Annotated in this window: 13 protein-coding genes; 5 read left to right on the top strand and 8 right to left on the bottom strand. The window is 65.7% G+C overall.

Going from position 1 to position 18,462, the window contains the following annotated elements:
• Window positions 1–142 precede the first annotated feature (142 nt).
• The gene (locus tag KIO74_RS09525; protein WP_249730924.1) at window positions 143–1,378 is read left to right on the top strand and encodes a cell wall hydrolase; all 1,236 of its coding nucleotides are present in this window, start codon (window positions 143–145) and stop codon (window positions 1,376–1,378) included.
• A gap of 404 nt (window positions 1,379–1,782) precedes the next feature.
• Here KIO74_RS09525 and nadC read toward each other — a convergent pair whose 3' ends face one another.
• The 3 genes from nadC to nadA all read right to left on the bottom strand — a co-directional run bounded on the left by nadC (window position 1,783) and on the right by nadA (window position 5,690).
• Complete coding sequence (nadC, locus tag KIO74_RS09520) at window positions 1,783–2,637, bottom strand: carboxylating nicotinate-nucleotide diphosphorylase (RefSeq protein ID WP_213331775.1); 855 nt, start codon at window positions 2,635–2,637, stop codon at window positions 1,783–1,785.
• A gap of 5 nt (window positions 2,638–2,642) precedes the next feature.
• Window positions 2,643–4,220 (bottom strand): L-aspartate oxidase, encoded by a 1,578-nt coding sequence (locus KIO74_RS09515; protein WP_213331774.1) that lies wholly within the window; start codon window positions 4,218–4,220, stop codon window positions 2,643–2,645.
• A 303-nt stretch (window positions 4,221–4,523) separates the two neighbouring features.
• Complete coding sequence (nadA, locus tag KIO74_RS09510; RefSeq protein WP_213331773.1) at window positions 4,524–5,690, bottom strand: quinolinate synthase NadA; 1,167 nt, start codon at window positions 5,688–5,690, stop codon at window positions 4,524–4,526.
• Between the two features lie 607 nt (window positions 5,691–6,297).
• On the opposite strand from nadA, the gene KIO74_RS09505 reads away from it, so the two are divergent.
• Complete coding sequence (locus KIO74_RS09505) at window positions 6,298–7,545, top strand: MFS transporter (RefSeq protein ID WP_213331772.1); 1,248 nt, start codon at window positions 6,298–6,300, stop codon at window positions 7,543–7,545.
• Window positions 7,546–7,702: 157 nt separating this feature from the next.
• Window positions 7,703–8,302, top strand: coding sequence for an NAD(P)H:quinone oxidoreductase (gene wrbA / locus KIO74_RS09500; RefSeq protein WP_213331771.1), 600 nt, complete (start codon window positions 7,703–7,705; stop codon window positions 8,300–8,302).
• Between the two features lie 166 nt (window positions 8,303–8,468).
• Here the strand turns inward: wrbA and KIO74_RS09495 are convergent, their stop codons facing one another.
• Window positions 8,469–9,461 (bottom strand): L-threonylcarbamoyladenylate synthase, encoded by a 993-nt coding sequence (locus KIO74_RS09495; RefSeq protein ID WP_213331770.1) that lies wholly within the window; start codon window positions 9,459–9,461, stop codon window positions 8,469–8,471.
• Between the two features lie 209 nt (window positions 9,462–9,670).
• Between KIO74_RS09495 and KIO74_RS09490 the strand changes: the two genes are divergently transcribed.
• Both KIO74_RS09490 and KIO74_RS09485 read left to right on the top strand, forming a co-directional pair.
• A complete protein-coding gene (locus KIO74_RS09490) occupies window positions 9,671–11,449 on the top strand; it encodes an acyl-CoA dehydrogenase family protein (protein ID WP_213331769.1) in 1,779 nt (592 codons plus the stop codon).
• 313 nt (window positions 11,450–11,762) lie between these two features.
• Window positions 11,763–12,758 carry a magnesium transporter CorA family protein gene (locus KIO74_RS09485; protein ID WP_249730923.1) on the top strand — a complete coding sequence of 332 codons (996 nt, stop codon included), beginning with the start codon at window positions 11,763–11,765 and terminating at the stop codon, window positions 12,756–12,758.
• Between the two features lie 847 nt (window positions 12,759–13,605).
• Here KIO74_RS09485 and KIO74_RS09480 read toward each other — a convergent pair.
• Genes KIO74_RS09480 through KIO74_RS09465 form a run of 4 tightly spaced genes read right to left on the bottom strand, consistent with a single transcriptional unit; the run spans window position 13,606 to window position 18,302 of the window.
• Window positions 13,606–15,015, bottom strand: a complete 1,410-nt coding sequence (locus KIO74_RS09480; protein WP_213331768.1) for an FAD-binding oxidoreductase — start codon at window positions 15,013–15,015, stop codon at window positions 13,606–13,608.
• Window positions 15,016–15,032: 17 nt separating this feature from the next.
• Window positions 15,033–16,256, bottom strand: a complete 1,224-nt coding sequence (locus KIO74_RS09475) for a class I SAM-dependent RNA methyltransferase (protein WP_213331767.1) — start codon at window positions 16,254–16,256, stop codon at window positions 15,033–15,035.
• Between the two features lie 2 nt (window positions 16,257–16,258).
• Window positions 16,259–16,993 (bottom strand): TlyA family RNA methyltransferase, encoded by a 735-nt coding sequence (locus KIO74_RS09470; RefSeq protein WP_213331766.1) that lies wholly within the window; start codon window positions 16,991–16,993, stop codon window positions 16,259–16,261.
• A gap of 13 nt (window positions 16,994–17,006) precedes the next feature.
• On the bottom strand, window positions 17,007–18,302 hold the full coding sequence (locus tag KIO74_RS09465) for an AmpG family muropeptide MFS transporter (protein WP_213331765.1): 1,296 nt from the start codon (window positions 18,300–18,302) through the stop codon (window positions 17,007–17,009).
• Between the last annotated feature and the right edge of the window lie 160 nt (window positions 18,303–18,462).

The raw sequence follows: 18,462 nt of genomic DNA, 5'->3' as shown, positions 1-18,462 counted from the left end.
GGCGATTATTTTTTCCGTGATGGCGCGGCTTCGCTTTCCCGTTGCGTGGGGGAGGTAACGGGTTGCTGCGCCTGGTAAGGCAGGCCTCCGGGGTTGCCTCAGCGGAAATTGTGCCGGTATGCGTTTGCGTCGTCGATCCAGCTTGACCATTGGAGCTGCCTGGGCCCTGGGCACTGTTGCTCCGTGGGCGCTCGCATGCGGTATGCTGGTATCCTTCACGGCCAGCGCCGGCCAGAACCTCACCGCCGAAGTCGCGTTCTCGCCTGTGCGCTCCGCGCTCATCAACGATGGCGCCGTGTTGATTCAGGCCGTGCAGTCGCGGCAGGTCGCGCCGATGATCGCCCTGCCGGGTTTGGGGCCCGAGGGCCTGCAGACGGCGAGCCTGTCCTTCGAGATGCCGCTCGATATCCGCCCGGTACGGCCGGAAATCCCCCCGAAGGATGAGCTGAAGGCGTCTCACGAAGGCTATCCCCAGCTTGATCGCAGTGCGAAGGGAGACCCCATCGTGCGCCTGCGTCCCGGGCTCAGCCGCACCCAACCCGTCCTGCCCGCGCGGCCGCAGACGCCGTTCGACGTTGTCTTCTCGCAGAACGAGCGGGTTCTGCCGCAGACCATCTTCATGCCGGGGTCCACGGAGATCCCCGCCCATGAGGATATGCTGGCCTTCGAGCCTCTGTCGCCCGAAGATCTGACCTTGACCGAACAGGCGACGGCGCCGCGTTCCCCCAGCGTGACGGGGGCCGGCGGCACGCGCACGGTTGTCGGCGAGAACGGCGCCACCCCCGCCGCGCCGCGCGCCGCGGTGCTGGCCTCGACAACACCCGCGCCCGCCGACGCGACGCCGATGGAGATCGCGGCAGCGCCGGTGTCCCTGCCGCCGTTCGGCGTCGATGGCGGGCAGAACATGAGCACCATCGCCAAATCGGATGGGACACGGCCGAACTATGCCAGCCTTGTCGACAGCGCCCGCGGGGTAGCCGAGGAACAGTGCCTGGCCGAGGCTGTCTATTTCGAGGCGCGGGGTGAGACGGACCAGGGGCAGGCGGCGGTCGCGCAGGTCGTGCTCAACCGCGCCAAGAGTGGCCTCTATCCCTCGACCATCTGCGGCGTCGTCTACCAGAACCGCCACCGCTACAAGGCCTGCCAGTTCTCGTTCGCTTGCGAGGGACGGTCACTCCGCATCACTGAACAGGGCCCCTGGCAACGGGCCCGGCGCGTCGCCAGCGAGGTGCTGCGCGGCAAGGTCTATCTCTCGGAGGTTGGCGGCTCGACGCACTATCATGCCGACTACGTGCGCCCCTACTGGGCGAAACGCCTCAAGAAGATGGACGTCATCGGCCGGCACATCTTCTACAAGCTGAGGCCCGGGCAGACTTAAAAGATGGCTCGGCAGGTCCGTGCCATCGCGACAATCAAGACGGAGTTGTCATCCCCGGCGATCGGCGAAGCCGGTCGGGAAGGGGAATCCATGACCACGGCGTGTCATGATGGATGACCGACAGTGTTCATGGATTCCGGGCACAAGCCTGCGACTTGCCCCGGAATGACAACGGAATCAACGTAGTTCCTTTTATCCGAGAGGCCGTAGCCCCTCACCCGGACGCTGCGCGTCCGACCTCTCCCGCCGGGAGAGGTGTTTCGCGTTATGCAGACCGCGCGGTCAATCGTGGGCGCCCCTCTCGAGCCAACTCGGCTGTTGCCGAGTTGGCATTGCTGAGCGCAACGCGACCACAGCCGTGTTGCGTGGGCGAGGGACAGGGTGAGGGTAAAAACGAACCCGCCTTACCCCACCTTCACGTCGAGGCCGAGGTCCATGACGGGCGCCGAGTGGGTGAGCGCGCCGACGGAGATCATGTCGACGCCGGTTTCGGCGACGGCGGCGACCGTGTCGAGATTGATGCCGCCGGAAGCCTCGGTCAGCATGCGCCCGCCGACCATGTCGACGGCCTGACGCAAGAGTGACGGCGACATGTTATCGAGCAGGACGACGTCGGCGCCCTCGTCGAGCACCTCGACGAGCTGGGCGAGCGTATCGACCTCGATCTCGATCTTCACCATATGGCCCGCGTGGGCCTTGGCGGCGCGCAGCGCGGCGGCGATGGAGCCGGCGACCGCGATGTGGTTGTCCTTGATCAGCACCGCGTCATCAAGGCCGAAGCGGTGGTTCATGCCGCCACCGCAGCGCACGGCGTGCTTCTCGAACGCGCGCAGCAGCGGCGTCGTCTTGCGCGTGTCGACGATGCGCGCGCGGGTATGCGCCACGCGCTCCACATAGCGGGCCGTGAGCGAGGCGATGCCCGACATCCGGCCCATGAAGTTGAGCGCCACGCGTTCGGCGGACAGGATGGAACGCGCCGGCCCGGTTACCCGCGCCACCACGGTGCCGGCCTCGACACGTCCGCCATCGCGCACCTCGGCCGTGAACTCAACGCTGGCGTCGATCTGGCGGAAAGCTTCCTCCGCCACGTCGATGCCGGAGATCACACCGGTCGCCCGTGATGCGATCACGAGTGATGCCGGCGTTCCCGCCGGAATGCAGGCATTGGTGGTGATGTCGCCCGCCCGGCCAAGGTCTTCGGCCAGGGCGAGCGTCACCGCTTCGCGCACCGTCAGCGGATTGAGCACGAGATCCTGCATCGTCGTCATTCTCCTGCGGCGCGCTTGCGCGTGAGGCCGAGTTCGGTCGCGGTGACAGTCTCGAGAGCCGTCAGCGTCGTCATGGTGCGGCGGCCCCAGGCGTCGTCGATCCGTGGGAAGTCGGCGCGGAAATGTCCACCACGGCTTTCTTGCCGCAGGAGCGCGGGCGCGGCGACGAGGAAGGCGGCTGTCGCCATATGCGCGAGCATGATGCTCTCGGCACCGGCGTCGATGTCCATGATCGTGGCGATCGCGCGCTTCAGCCCGGCATCGTCCCTGACGACGCCGACATCGGCCTGCATGACGGCGCGCAGCCGGCTGATCGCCTCCCTGTCACGCGCGGTCGGCAGGCCGGCGCGCGGCTGCCGCAGCGGCACCACGGTCGTCGCGGGGCGCGCGTCGAGCCCTTTCAGATCGGCCGCCACGCGGGCGCCGAAAACAACCGCCTCGAGGAGCGAGTTCGAGGCGAGGCGGTTGGCGCCATGGACGCCCGTGGAGGCGACTTCCCCCGCAGCCCAAAGGCCGGGCAGCGACGTACGTCCCTGCGCGTCGGTGACGACGCCGCCCATATGGTAATGGGCGGCCGGCGCGATCGGAATGGGCTGGACCGCCGGGTCTATGCCGACGCCGGCGCAGGCCGCATAGGCGGTTGGGAAATGCTCGGCGAAATGACGGCCGAGCGCTTCGCGCGCGTCGATGAAAGCGCCGCGACCGGCGGCGATCTCCGCGAAGACGCCGCGCGCCACCACATCGCGCGGGGCAAGTTCGGCGTCCGCGTGCAGATGCAGCATGAACCGCTCGCCGGCGCTGTTGATCAACACCGCGCCATCGCCCCGGATGGCCTCGCTCGCGAGCGGTGCCGGATCGCGGCCGATGTCGATGCCGGTGGGATGGAACTGCACGAATTCCGTGTCGGCGATCACGGCGCCGGCGCGCGCGGCGATGGCGAGGCCGATGCCGTTCGATTCCGGCGGATTGGTCGTGACCCGATAGAGATGGCCGGCACCGCCCGTCGCGAGCACGGCGGCGCGCGCGGGAAAGAATGTAGCCTTATCCACCGCGCCGCCTTCGCCCCTGGCGAAGACCCCGCCGACGCGCCCATCGACAACCACCAGATCCTCAGCGATGAACCCCTCGAGGACCTTGATCGAAGGCGTGTTGCGGACGGCCGCGATAAGGGCCTGCATCACGGCATGGCCGGCGGTGTCGCCACCGACGCGCACGATGCGCCGGAAGGAATGCGCGGCCTCGCGGGATTGCAGCAGGCGGCCTTCCAGGTCGCGATCAAATGGCACGCCATAGTCGAGCAGTTCGAAGATGCGCTCGGGGGCTTCCTGCGCCAGCGACAGCGCGGCCGCTTCGTCAACGAGGCCGGCGCCGGCGACCATCGTGTCGGCCGCGTGGCTCTCGGGGCTGTCGCCTTCCGCCATCGCCGCAGCGATCCCCCCTTGCGCCCAGGCCGATGCCGCGCCTTCCCCGAGGGGGCGCGGCGAGAGCACGAGGCAGGGCAGGGGACTGAGCTTGAGGGCCGTGAAGAGGCCGGCGAGCCCGCCACCGATGATGACGATATCGGGCTGGGACATGATCTGCCTTTCAGTAGCGGGTCACCCCGCTTGTCCTCTCTCCCTTAAGGGAGAGGTCGGCCAATCGCCGCCTTGACGGCTGTTTCAGCACCAGAGCTGAGCCCACGAGGCGCCCGTTCTGTTGAGCGGGAACCGCCGGAACGCTTTTCACGTAAAGCGCGGGCCCTGATCCCTCCCCCCTGGGGGAGGGTGGATCCGAGCGAAGCTCGGAGCCGGGTGGGGCACAGCCGGCGGTGTGTTCCCCCTCCGTCGCAGCTTCGCTGCGCCACCTCCCCCTTCAGGGGAGGATCAGGGCGGCGCTCATCAGCTCTTGAGATTGACCATCCGCTCGACGGAGCGGCGCGCGCGGGCGGCGAGCTCGGGCTCGATCACCACTTCCTCGCGCATATGGATCAGGCTGTCGAGGATCTTCGGCAGGGTGATCCGTTTCATATGCGGGCAGAGATTGCACGGTCGGACGAATTCGACGCCGGGTGTCTCGGTCGCGACATTGTCGGCCATGGAGCACTCCGTGACCATGACGACGCGGCGCGGGCGGTGGGTCTTCACCCAGTCGATCATATGGGCGGTCGAGCCGGCGAAATCCGCTTCGGCGATCACGTCCGGCGGGCATTCCGGATGCGCGATGATGCTGACGGACGGGTCCGCGTCGCGGTAGGCGCGCAGTTCGGCGCCTGTGAAGCGCTCATGCACCTCGCAGGCTCCCTTCCAGGCGATGATCTCGACCTTGGTCTGGGACGCGACATATTTCGCGAGATATTGATCCGGCACGAAGAGCACGCGGTCCACGCCGAGGCTCTCCACGACCTGGACGGCGTTGGAGGACGTGCAGCAGATATCGACCTCCGCCTTCACCTCGGCCGAGGTATTGACATAGGCGACCACGGGCACGCCGGGATAACGCTCGCGCAGAAGACGGACGTCCGCGCCGGTGATGGACTCGGCCAGCGAGCAGCCTGCGGCGGCATCCGGGATGAGGACCGTCTTCTCGGGGCTGAGGAGCTTCGAGGTCTCGGCCATGAAGTGCACGCCGCCCTGGACGATCACATCCGCCTCGGCCTTGGCCGCGAGGCGGGCGAGTTGCAGGGAGTCGCCCACCACGTCCGCCACGCAGTTGTAGATCTCCGGCGTCTGGTAGTTATGCGCCAGGATGACCGCGTTGCGCTCTTTCTTGAGCTCGTTGATGGCTTTGACGTAAGGCGCGAAGAACGGCCATTCGACCGGCGGGATCACCGACTTGACGCGCTCGTAGAGATGAGCGGTCGCGGCCTCGACTTGAGGCGTGTAGGTCAGGTCCGGCACCGCGACGGGTGGGAAACGGCGCGCTGTGCGCTTCGTCTCGGAAGTCCCTTTGGCCGCAGAAGTGACCTTGGCCCCAGAGGTGACCTTGGCCCCAGAGGTGACCTTGGCCCCAGAGGTGACCTTGGACTCGGAGGAGACATTGATCCGAGTTGCAACATGGCCGGTCATTGGCGTTTCCTTTTGCTCAATTTGAGCATATATGCCGACTAAAAATGCGCGACAGCCCTCTCTGCCGCGTATTATGCTCATTACGAGCATAAGGATTGTAGCACTCACACTCGATATTTTCCAGAGGCAAACAACTCATTCTTATGCGACTGGCGCTCGGGTGCCATGCTGGCTGCGCAAGCTGCTGATGACACCGAGGCTATCAAGATGTTGGTCCTAACGCGTCTCCTTTGAAGGGGCAGTTTCGCTCCAAACCATGATTTTCGCGTCGTTTAGACCGTTTTTTCCGCGAACGGCGAACAGCCGGGCGAAGCCTTTATTGGTACTTCCAGGCCTTCCAGCTCGTTCTCGCATCGGTATCGATGATGTCTCACGCAATAATTATTCATTGTCGTGATGCGAAGGGCGACGGTAAGTTCTGTCCGCGCTTCGCAAACGGAGTTGCGCAATCCGGGGTTCTCCGGACCGGAAAGTCTGTCGCGTATCGTCCAACCGGCTCTGGAGCATGCTCTAGGCCATTAGAAGTGATCACGTTATCTGCGTTTGGGCGGGTTACCCCCAAAAACACCATGTCTAGCCAGCCCAGCCGGGTTTCGGGAAACGTTCCATGGCCACATCACCGTCGACTGCCGGGACCTCCGCGGCAAAAGGACCTGCCGCGCCTGAGATCATCATCCTGGCAGGGTGTCTGATCGCGCTCATTTCCTTCGGTCCCCGCGCCGCGAGCGGGTTGTTCCTGCTGCCGATGAGCGCGGACTACGGCTGGGGACGCGAGGTATTCAGCCTCGCGCTCGCCGTTCAGAACCTGCTCTGGGGCATTGGCTCGCCTTTCGCTGGCGCGATCGCGGATCGCTATGGCATCGTGCGGGTCTTCTTCGTGGGCACCATTCTCTACGTGCTCGGCCTTGCACTGATGACGCAGGCCTCGACGCCCGGGATGCTCAATCTCTCTGCCGGCGTCATGATCGGCTTTGCCCTGTCCGGCTGCTCCTTCAACCTCGTGCTCGGCGCCTTCGGCAAGCTGCTGCCGGACCGGTGGAAACCAATGGCGTTCGGCGCCGGCACGGCGGCCGGGTCGTTCGGGCAGTTCCTGTTTCCGCCGCTCGGACATTTCTTCATCGAGAGCTTCGGCTGGCAGATGACGCTGCTCATCTTCGCGGGCAGCCTCCTGCCGATCCTGCCGCTCTCCATGGCGCTCGCGACGCGCGGCACGGCCGCAGGCACCACCGCCACGGCTTCGGCCGCCAGCCAGTCTGTCCGCCAGGCGCTGACGGAAGCGTTTCGTCACCCGAGCTACGTCCTTCTGGTCATCGGCTTCTTCACCTGCGGCTTTCAGCTGGCCTTTATCACCGTGCATCTGCCAGCCTATCTCGAGGACATGGGGCTGCCGGGCTGGGTCGGGGGCTGGACGCTGGCCGCCATCGGTCTTGCCAATGTCGCCGGCTCGTTGCTGTCCGGCTACCTGACGAGTCGCATGCCGAAGCGTTGGATCCTGTCGCTGATCTACATCCTGCGCTCGGCCGTCACCGTCGCCTTCATCATGCTGCCGGCCTCGCCGGCCTCGGCCATCACCTTCGGCGTGCTCACCGGCATCCTGTGGCTGTCGACCATTCCGCCGACCTCGGCGCTCGTCCTGTTGATGTTCGGCGCGCGCTACATGGCGATGCTCTATGGCTTCGCCTTCTTTTCCCACCAGGTCGGCGGCTTCCTGGGCGTCTGGCTGGGCGGCGTGCTCTATGAAAGCTTCGGCTCCTACGCGATCGTCTGGTGGCTGTCGGTGGCTCTGGGGGTGGCTTCCGCCGTGATCAACCTCCCGATCAAGGAGCGCGCGGTGTCGCGGCCACAGCCGGCCTGATTGCACGACGTGCGACTGATATTGCGCCAATGCAATGTCAGTCTTGCAAGCTTCGCGCTTCGTCTTGCATCCGTACGAGGTATATCTTCCCTCATGAGGTCGCCGGCGATGTCTGTAGCGGCGGACCCTGGTGACAGACGATCACGGAGATCGAATGATGGCGAAGGTTCTTGTCCTGTACTACTCCTCCTACGGCCACATCGAGGCCATGGCCCAGGCGGTTGCCGAGGGCGCGCGGGAGGCGGGTGCTGAGGTTGTCGTGAAGCGTGTGCCGGAGACTGTGCCCGAAGAAACCGCGAAGGGCGCGGGTTTCAAGCTCGATCAGCAGGCCCCGGTCGCCACCGTCGCCGAGCTTCCTGAGTATGACGCCATCATTTTCGGCGCGCCGACCCGCTACGGCAGCTTTGCCTCACAGATGCGCGCCTTCATCGACCAGACCGGCGGGCTGTGGGCCACGGGTGCCCTGGTTGGCAAGGTGGGCTCTGCCTTCACCTCGTCGGCCACCCAGCATGGTGGCCAGGAATCCACCATCCTGACCTTCCTGCCGACGCTTCTCCATCATGGTTTTGTCGTCGTCGGGCTGCCCTATGCCTTCGCCGGCCAGATGGGCCTCGAAGAGATCAAGGGTGGCTCACCCTACGGCGCCTCGACCATCGCCGGCGCCGATGGGAGCCGCCAGCCCTCCGCCGTCGAGCTCGATGGCGCTCGCTTCCAGGGCAAGCATGTTGCGACGATCGCCGCGAAGCTCGCTGGCTAGAGCATGATCCGACCCGAGTGAAACGAGGGTCGATAAGATTATGCTTGAAAAAATGAGGTTAGAGCGCCGATGTGATGCAATCAGATCGAAACGCGCTCTAACCGCACGCTGGACCGTCTTTCGATCATGGCCGGGCTCGTCCCGGCCATTGTCTTTTTCGCGAGGTTCAGCGCGGAGCCGCGGCCCGCCGCAGCCGGTCGTTGATGGCCTCGCCCAGGTCATGATCGGGAACGGGGGTGACGGCGATGGCCGCCGGCCGTGTCGCATCGATCCGGCGCAGGTGGGAAAAAAGGTTGGCTGCGGCTTCGATCAGGTCGCCGGTCTCGCTGAGGTTCAGCACCATCGCCGCACGCTCAAGGCCGGCAGGCCGCTCGCGGCCGAAAAGAAGCACGGCCTCGCCGGGTACAATCGTTGTGGCGTTCATGCGCAGGCTCGCATGAGGGGCATAGTGCGAGGCGAGCTGCCCGGGGGAGTGCGGCGCTGTCGCATCAGCCTCGTCGGGCGTGTCCAGCGCCATGCCCAGCACCTCCTCGATCGCGCGGCGACTGGTGCCTCCAGGCCGCAGAAGGCGAGGTCTGTCTTCCAGACACGACACGACCGTCGACTCCAGACCGACAACCGTCGCGCCGCCATCGATCACGGCGGCGATGACCCCATCGAGATCGCCCAGCACGTGGGCGGCCGTCGTGGGGCTCACGCCGCCCGAGGGATTGGCGGAGGGCGCGGCGAGTGGACACCCGACAGTGCGCAGCAGATCGAGCGCGACGGGATGGGCGGGGATGCGGATGGCGATGCTGTCGAGCCCGGCGCTCGCGAGCTCCGATACCGGGCAGTCCGGCGCGCGGGGCACGACGAGGGTCAGCGGACCCGGCCAGAAGGCATCGGCGAGCCTGCAGGCGAGCGCGTTGAACTGGCCGAGCTTGCGGGCCGCCGTGAAGTCGGCGACATGGGAGATCAGCGGATTGAACTGGGGCCGGCCCTTGGCCGCATAGATCGCTGCGACGGCCGCGCCCTGGGTCGCATCGCCGCCAAGGCCATAGACAGTCTCCGTCGGGAAGGCGACAAGCCGCCCCGCCTTCAGAAGACTAGCCGCGCGGGCGATGCCCGCCGCGTCGACCGCCAGGCATTCCGTCGCCACAGGGGGAACGCTGGTCGCCATGGGCCGCTTCTCACTTCTGCAACTGCTGTCATGATATGAGGTGGGGCTTACGCGGCGTCCTGCGCTGCCGTCAAGCCATAGAGCATTTTCACGCGAAATGGACTCCGGCTCGCGTGAGGGAAATGCGATCAAGCAAGGAATTGGGGCATTTCGGCGAACGGCACACTCGTGGAAATGCTTGACGACTGAATGCCGGTGGGAGGGATCCAATGACTTATCGCGCGCCCTTGTCAGATATCATGGCCACCATGCGTCACGCCGCTGGCTGCGACGAGGCGATTCGGGAAGGCCTCTATGGCGATCTGTCGGTGGATCTCATCGCCGCCATTCTTGGGGAGGCGGGCACCTTCGCGGAAGAGGTGATTGCGCCGCTCAATCGCGCGGGTGACACCGACGGGGCCAGGCTGATCGACGGCCGGGTCGTGACCACGCCGGGGTGGCGCGACGCTTATCGCGTCTGGGCGGCCGGCGGCTGGAACGGTCTCGTGGCGTCGGAGGAGTGGGGAGGGCAGCGCCTGCCGATGCTGGTGCAGGTAGCGTGCCTCGAACTCTGGAACTCCGGCTCCATGGCTTTCGCGATCGGCCCAACCCTCACCGCGGCGGGCATAGAGGCGCTCGACATCCACGGCACGTCGGAATTGCGCAGGCTCTATCTGCCCCAACTCGTGTCGGGCGAGTGGATGGGCACCATGAACCTCACCGAACCTCAGGCCGGCACCGACCTCAGCGCGCTCAACACGCGGGCCGAGCGCGCGGCCGACGGCACCTACCGTGTCACGGGAACGAAGATTTTCATCACCTATGGCGAGCACGATCTCACCGACAATATCGTACATATGGTCCTCGCCCGGCTCCCCGATGCCCCGCCCGGCAATCGCGGGATCTCGCTGTTCCTGGTGCCGAAGTTCATTGTGAACCCGGATGGCAGCCTCGGCGCGCGCAATGACGTCGTCTGCCAATCCCTGGAGCACAAGCTCGGCATTCATGGGTCTCCCACTTGCGTTATGTCCTTTGGCGACAACGGCGGCGCCACGGCCTATCTGGTGGGAGAGGAGAACCGGGGCCTCGCCTGCATGTTCACGATGATGAACAATGCGCGTCTCGCCGTCGGCTTGCAGGGGGTCGGCGTGGCCGAACGGGCCTGTCAGCAGGCGTTGAGCTACGCGCGGGAGCGCCGCCAGGGGCGGCGTCCGGACACCCCGCCCGGCCAGTCCGCGCCGATCATCGCATTTCCGGACGTCCGCCGGATGCTGATGACCATGAAGGCGCTCACCCAGGCCGCGCGCGCCATCTGCTACCTCACAGCGAGCGCGCTCGATCGTGCCCGGCTCGCGCCCGACGCGACCGAGCGCCAGCGCGCCCATGAGACGGCCTCGCTGCTGACGCCGATCGCCAAGGCCTTTTCGACCGATATCGGCTTCGAGGTCGCGTCCCTCGGCGTACAGGTCCATGGCGGCATGGGCTACATCGAGGAGACCGGCGCCGCCCAGCATCTGCGCGATGCCCGTATCGCCATGATTTACGAGGGAACGAATGGCATCCAGGCTATCGACCTCGTCACCCGCAAGATCGGCCAGTCGGACGGGGCGGCCGTCCACGCCCAGATCGCAGCCATCCGCCGCACCGGCACACGCCTCCTCGCCGCCAATCGGCCGGGCCTTGGGGTGACGGCGGCGCGCTTGCGCGGCGCGGTCGAAAGTCTCGACCGTGCGACGAGCTACCTCCTGTCGGTCTTGCAGGGCGGCCGGACCGACGATGCGCTGGCAGGCGCGACGCCCTATCTTAGGTTGTTCGCGATCGTACAGGGGCTGGCCTCACTCGCGGACATCGCGCTTGCCGACGACCACGATGCGCCGGGGAGCGCCACCCATGAAGCGCTGGCGCGCTTCTTCGCGGACCATATCACCATCGGGGCGGATGGCCTGGCGGCCGAGGTCATGGGAGGCGCCGGCGTGCTCGGGGAGGGTGAGGCGGTGCTGTTCGCTTGAGGCGCCGGCTACCCCCACCTCTTACCCCTCCCCGCAAGGGGCAGGGGAGCGGTAATGTTGGAGATTCAAAGGTCAAGGGTTGCGTCGCAGCGGGACAATTGCAAAGGCGCGAGGTGCAACGATTCCCTCCTTCCCTTTGCGGCGCCTTGCGGGAGAGGTAAGGGTGGGGGAGTACCAGGCGCAGAGACTTGTCACATATCGCATATAGAGAGATGTGATAGACGATCAGGTGAGACCGGGCTTCTGCTGATTGAGCAAGGCGCCGGAGGTGGTTCATGTCTTCACGCCAGCCGATTGAAGCCAGGGAGAGACCATGCTCGTAGCCTATAGAGCGCCTCAGGATTTCACTCGTGATGTCGAGATGCGGCTGGAGCGCAGCGTCGTGCCGGCCGACGGCGTTATTCCGGAGAGCACGCTCTGGCTGGATCTGGTCAGCCCGACCGCGGTCGAGGACAAACTCGTGGAGCAGCATCTCGGCATCGAGATTCCGACCCGCGAGGACATGGACGACATCGAGCCTTCGGAACTGCTCTATCTGGAGCATGGCGCGCGCTACATGACGGCACGGCTGTTGTTCAATGTCGCGAACGAGCCGCAGATGGCGGGCGTCACCTTCATCGTCAAGGACAACGCGTTGGTGACGGTGCGCTATGACGAGCCCAAGGCCTTCGCCATGTTCGCCAATCGCGCATCGCGGCCGGGCGGGTGTGGCCCGACAGCCGATGCCATCGTCGTGGGCTTGCTGGAAACGGTCATCGATCGGGCCGCCGAGGTGCTGCAGGCAACGGCCGACCGCATCGATCGCGTCTCGCAGGACATCTTCGAGAAAGCGCCGGGCATGGTGCGCAAGCGCGGCGACTACTATGACACCCTGCAGGCTCTTGGTCGCTATGGCACGCTGATCTCGATGAGCCGGGAGAGCCTGGTGTCGATCGAGCGCGTGCTCCTCTTCCTCTCCGCGAGCTACCGGACAACCAAGGCGCCCAAGGAGCTCAGGGAGCAGGTGCGCACCACGCTGCGCGATCTCCAGTCCCTCGAGGAACACGCTACCTTCCAGTCCAACAAGATCCAGTTCCTGCTCGATGCTTCCCTCGGCCTCGTCAATCTCGAGCAGAACAACATCATCAAGCTGTTCTCGGTGGTGGCCGTCATCTTCATGCCGCCGACGCTGGTCGCCTCGATCTACGGCATGAATTTCCAGATCATGCCCGAGCTGCAATGGGAGTTCGGCTATCCCCTCGCCATCAGCTTCATGATCGCGGCAGCTGTCGCGCCTTATCTCTTCTTCCGCTGGAAGCGCTGGCTGTAGCGGTTGTCCTGAGGCGCGTCGGTACAGCGACTGACGTGATGACGCTTGAATCAGTATCTGCGCAAACCGACGTAAATCGTTGATTTTTATGGTTAACGAAAGGTTTCCACGGCCTCGTTCCGATTTCGGCGGATGAGGCGGTTTGTCTATCTATCAACGGGGCTGGCGGAAATTGCGCTGGTGGCGCAAGGGGATAGATCGCGGGCTTGAATCAGGATCATCGCCGCGTGCAGGCGTTTGCCCCTGACGCCTGTGATTCATTTTCTCCGCGGATCAGGTTAACGCCCTAGCGGGCTTTGCAGATTTTCGCCGATCGGCACAATTCGGGCCCTGAGCGTTCTCCGCTCGCGACTTTCTCCGTGCAGAGCCGCCGTGGCGGCACGTCGGGGGAGGGCTTGATCATGGAGCAGGCCGTCACGACTTCGCGCACCGGACGTTTCATTTCCTGGCAGATTCTCTCGACCTGACAGGAGATTTTACCAGGGGAGGCGCTAGGGGCGGGCTTCCCCTTGCCGCCTTGCGGCATTGGCGATTTGGAAGCCTCGCCCGTCTTGCCGCGCCTTGGCGTCTCGGCCTTCAGGGCCGCCTCTGTCTGAAATGACGGCGACGATACGGCTGTTGCCTTGCGCTGGCTTTGCGGGGCCGACAAGGCCGGAAAAACCGCGGCCACGAGGAAAGCAGCCGCCAGAACCGATCGCAAAATACGCATGTCACGCAACACCATGGATAGGGGGTGGCCACGTTGCAAGCCACACGGGCAGGAGTGCCCATCCTATCAATGGGGGTGACCGCGTCGCGGAAGCGGCTGCGTGATGTCACGCAGCCAGCGCCGCTAACGATCTCAGATTTAAACGATTACGCCTGGATTGAGGATCCCGGACGGGTCGAGCGCCGCCTTCAATGTGCGCATGAGTTCCATGGCGACCGGGTCCTTCACGGCGGGCAGCGCCGCGCGCTTGAGACGCCCGATGCCATGCTCGGCGGAAATCGATCCGCCATGGCGGATGACGATGGCGTGAACGACCTCGTTGAGGTCATGCCAGCGGTCGAGGAAGGCCTGCTTGTCCCAATCGACGGGCTGGCTGAAGTTGAAATGGATGTTGCCGTCGCCGATATGGCCGAAGGGAACGGGGCGGATGCCCGGGATCAGCTTCTCGGCGGCGGCGCTCGCCTCCTCGATCAGTATCGGGATTTCCGCGATCGGGACCGAGACGTCGTGCTTGATCGAGCCGCCCTCGCGACCCTGCACTTCCGACAGGTGTTCGCGCAAGCCCCAGAAGGCAAGGCGCTGGTCCAGCGAGGCCGCAAGCACGGCGTCCAGTACAAGGCCATCCTCGATAGCGCCGCCGAGGGAATGCTCAAGCTTGGCATCGAGATCGCCCTCGATCTGGGATGACAGCTCGATCAGCACATACCAGGGATGTGGCTCGGCGAAGGGGTCGCGCGCACCGGGCGCGTGCCGCACGACGAGTTCGATGCCGATGCGCGGCATGATCTCGAAGGTCGTCAGGCTGGAGCCGATCTCCGACTTGACCCGCGCCAGAAGCTGCACGGCGGCGTCCGGCGAGGGAATCGCGCAGAACACCGTGATGCGCTGGCGTGGTCGGGGGAACAGCTTGAGCACCGCCCCTGTCACGATGCCGAGGCTGCCTTCAGATCCGATGAAGAGATTCTTCAGGTCGTAGCCGGTGTTGTCCTTGCGCAGCTTGCCGAGGGTGTTGAGGATACGCCCGTCCGCGAGCACTACCTCCAGTCCCAGCACCAGATCGCGCGTGTTGCCATAGGCGAGAACGGCCGTGCCGCCGGCGTTGGAGGCGATATTGCCGCCGATCGTGCAGGAGCCCTCCGAGGCGAGCGACAGCGGAAACAGCCGGTCAGCAGCTTCAGCCGCCTCCTGCACCTTGAGCAACGTGACCCCGCCGTCCACCGTGATCGTATCGGTGACCGCATCGACCTCGCGGATACGATCGAGGCGCTGCAGTGACAGCACGATGGCGGGACGCTGGGCGTCCGGCGTCTGGCCACCGACAAGGCCGGTGTTGCCGCCTTGCGGTACGACAGCAAGGCCGAGGTCGTTGGCGAGCCGCATGACAGCGGCGACTTCCGTCGTCGAGGCCGGTTTGACGATCGCACGCGCCGTGCCGTGGAAGAGCCCCCGGGGTTCGTGAAGGAACGGGGCCATGTCCTCAGATGCCGTCAGCACATAGGGCGCGCCGACAATCGCCGTCAGAGCCTCGATCACAGTCGCATTGTCCATCGGCCGCTGCCTTTTACTCAACGTTTCAGAATTCCGACGATTTCCATATGCGAAGAATATCGGAACTGGTCCAGCGGTATCACGCGCTGGAGCGAGAAACCTGCCGCGATCAGAACAGACATATCCCGCGCGAAGGTCTGCGCGTCGCAGGAGACGGCGACCACGTGCTTCAATTTGCTGGCGGCGATTTCCCGGACCTGCGCTTCCGCACCGGCGCGCGGGGGATCAAAGACCACCGCGTCGAAGCGATTGAGCTCGAGCGGCAGGAGCGGGCGGCGGAACAGGTCCCTTTTTTCGGTGGTGATCGGGCGCAGGCCCTGCTTGCCACGAACCGCCTTGTCGAGAGCCTGGAGCGCGGGGGCGAAGGATTCGACCGCATGGACGGTGCTGCGCTCGGCCAAGCGTAGCGCAAAGGGGCCACAGCCCGCAAAAAGGTCGGCGACGCGCTTCCGGCCCTGGCAGGCTTCGCTGACGAGCCGGCCCAGCGTGTCCTCGCCCATCGCGGTCGCCTGAAGAAAGCCGCCGGGCGGTGGCAACACGAGCGCGCGTCCCATCATGATGCCTGGCGGCCGGCGTTCGACGATGAGTTCGCCATGGAGGGACAGGCGGGCGAGATCGAGATGGCTAGCCAGCGTGGTCAGGACCAGGCGCTCCTTGTCGCGTGCCGGCCCGAGCCCGCGCATGTCGACATCAAGCCCGCCGCTCGTTGCCGTGAGCTGGATGTCGAGAGGCTTGCGGACGCCGACGGCGTCCGCGAGCGCCCTGGCGACAGCCGGAGCGCGCGCCAGGCCCGGCGTGAGCACGGGACAATGGTCGATGGCCACGAGCGTATGGCTGCGTGCCGCCATGAAGCCCACGGCCGCCTTGCCGTCCACGAGGCGCGCATGGAAGGTGACGCGCCGCCGGCCTTCGCCGTGTGCGTCGAGGAGATCGTCAACCGATACCTCTATCCCGGCCCAGGCCAGCGCCGAGACGAGCAGTTCCCGCTTCCACCGGCGGTAGAGCGTCTCGTCCATATGCTGGGTCGCGCAGCCGCCACACTGGGTGAAATAGGAGCATTCCGGCGCGCGTCGCGCTGGCGACGCCTCGTCGATTGCGAGCAATTCGGTGCGCTCGCCGTCAAGCGCCACGGACACGGTCTCGCCCGGCAACGCGTAGGGCACATGCACCGGCGCGTTCTCATACAGGGCGACGCCGTCGCCGCGCCGCCCCAGGCGATCGATCGTGAGACTGGTCGTCATGGCTATCTCCGGCGCGCGCCGATGAGGAATTCACGGTTGCCGTCGCCGCCGGCGATCGGCGAGGGGATCAGCCCCAATACATCGAAGCCGAGCCCGCTGACAAAATCCGCGATCTCATCGCAGACGCGGGCGTGAATGGCGGGATCGCGCACGATGCCCTTCACCACATGCGCGCGCCCGGCCTCGAACTGGGGCTTCACCAGCGCCACAAGTGCCGCTTCGTCGGCGAGCAGGGGCATGACCGGCGGCAGCACCAGCCGGAGCGAGATGAAGCTGACATCCGCGACAACAAGGCCCACGGGCTCGGGCACCGCCTCACGCGTGAGTTTGCGCGCATCGGTCCCTTCCATCGAGACGACACGGGGATTGGACGCCACGCTCGGATGCAGTTGGCCATGCCCCACGTCGACGGCATAGACCTTCAAGGCGCCACGGCCGAGCAGCACCTCCGTGAAGCCTCCGGTCGAGGCGCCGACGTCGAGACAGATCCGCCCGGTCGGCGAGAGGGCGAAGGCCTCCAGCCCCGCTTCAAGCTTCACCCCGCCGCGCGACACATAGGGATGTGGCGCGCTCGCCGTGATGGCCGCATCCGGCGCGAGGCCGTCGGAGGGCTTGCGTACGGTGATGCCATTGGCGGTGACGAGGCCCGCGGCAATGGCGGCTTGCGCCCTCGCCCGCGTCTCGAAGAAGCCTCGTTCGACCAGGAGCTTGTCCGCTCTTGTCTTCTCACCCGCCATGACCGTCGCCCGCTCAGGCGCGTCCCGGCGCCATGCCGGCCGTCTGGCCGGTGGGGAAGGCGCGCATCATCCACAAGAGCAGGGCAAGGCCCGGCAGGGCGGCTGCCGTCGAGATCAGGAAATAGGTCGTCCAGTCCACCTGGTCCGCGAGCCAGCCGCCGCCGGAGGCGAAAATGGTTCGCGTGAAGGCCATGAAAGAACTGACGAGCGCGTATTGCGTCGCCGTATAGGCCACGTTGCAGAGCGAGGAGAGATAGGCGACGAAGGCCGCTGTTCCCATGCCGCCAGCCAGGTTCTCGACACTCATCGTCACGATGAACACCGAGAGATTGGCGCCGACCATGGCCTGCACGACGAAGACGAGATTGCTGGCCGCCTGCAGGATGCCACAGATGAGGAGCGCGCGCATGATGCCGAGCCGCGCGACGACGACACCGCCGATGAGGCCGCCGGCGATCGTCATGATCACGCCATAGGACTTCGAGACGAGCCCGATCTCCGCCTTGGTGAAGCCGATCGCGAGATAAAAGGGATTGGCCATCACGCCGATCAGCGCGTCGCCGTATTTGTAGAGCGCGATGAAGAGGAGGATCGCGACCCAATGCGGCCGCTGCGCGAAATCGGCGAGCGGCGCGACGACGGCGCTGCGAATCCACCCCAGCGGATCGGCGGACAGGGAGGTTTCCTCGACGTCCGGGCGCGCCGGCTCCCGGCTTAAGAGGACGGTGATCACGCCGATGCCCATTAACGCCGCCATCGCAGCATAGGCGGTGAACCAGCCGAAGAGCTCCGCCAGCACCAGCGCGCCGCCGCCGGACACGATCATCCCGAGGCGATAGCCGAGCACGATATTGCCCGCGCCGGCGCCGAGCTCCTTCTGCTTCAGGCTCTCGACCCGGTAGGCGTCGATGACGATGTCCTGCGTGGCGGAGGCGAAGGCGAGCGCCACGGCCCAGCCTGCGGTCGCCAGGAGGTTATGCGCGGGATCGCTTGAGCCGAGCCCGATCATACAAAGCGCCGTCAGCGCCTGCGCGACAATCATCCAGGCGCGGCGCTGGCCGAGCAGGCCGGTGAGCACAGGGATAGGCAGACGGTCCACCAGTGGCGACCACAGCCATTTGAAGCCGTAAGCCGTGGAGGCCCAGGAGAACAGGCCGATCATCGTCATCGACACGCCGGCCTCCGCCAGCCACGCCGACAGGGTGCCGTAGACGAGCGACAAGGGCAGGCCCGAGGAAAAGCCCAGGAACAGGATGGCGATGATGCGCGGGTCCGAATAGACCGCGAGGGAGCGGAGCCACGCGTTCATGGTGTCTCGTTCATGATGGGCCATCCGGCCGTTGCGGTGCGGTTCAGGACCGTTCGTTCGATCCGGGCACTATCCGCTAATATGCTTATCAGTCCGTAAGCGCGCTGCGCACGTCGGTCTTTGCGAAATCATTGCCCTTATAGAGCAAGGGGGCATCGAG

It is taken from the genome of Chelatococcus sp. HY11, from assembly GCF_018398335.1.
Taxonomy (GTDB): Bacteria; Pseudomonadota; Alphaproteobacteria; order Rhizobiales; family Beijerinckiaceae; genus Chelatococcus.
The sequence above is the reverse complement of the archived record's forward strand: the minus strand, read 5'-3'. Positions and strand labels throughout refer to the sequence as shown.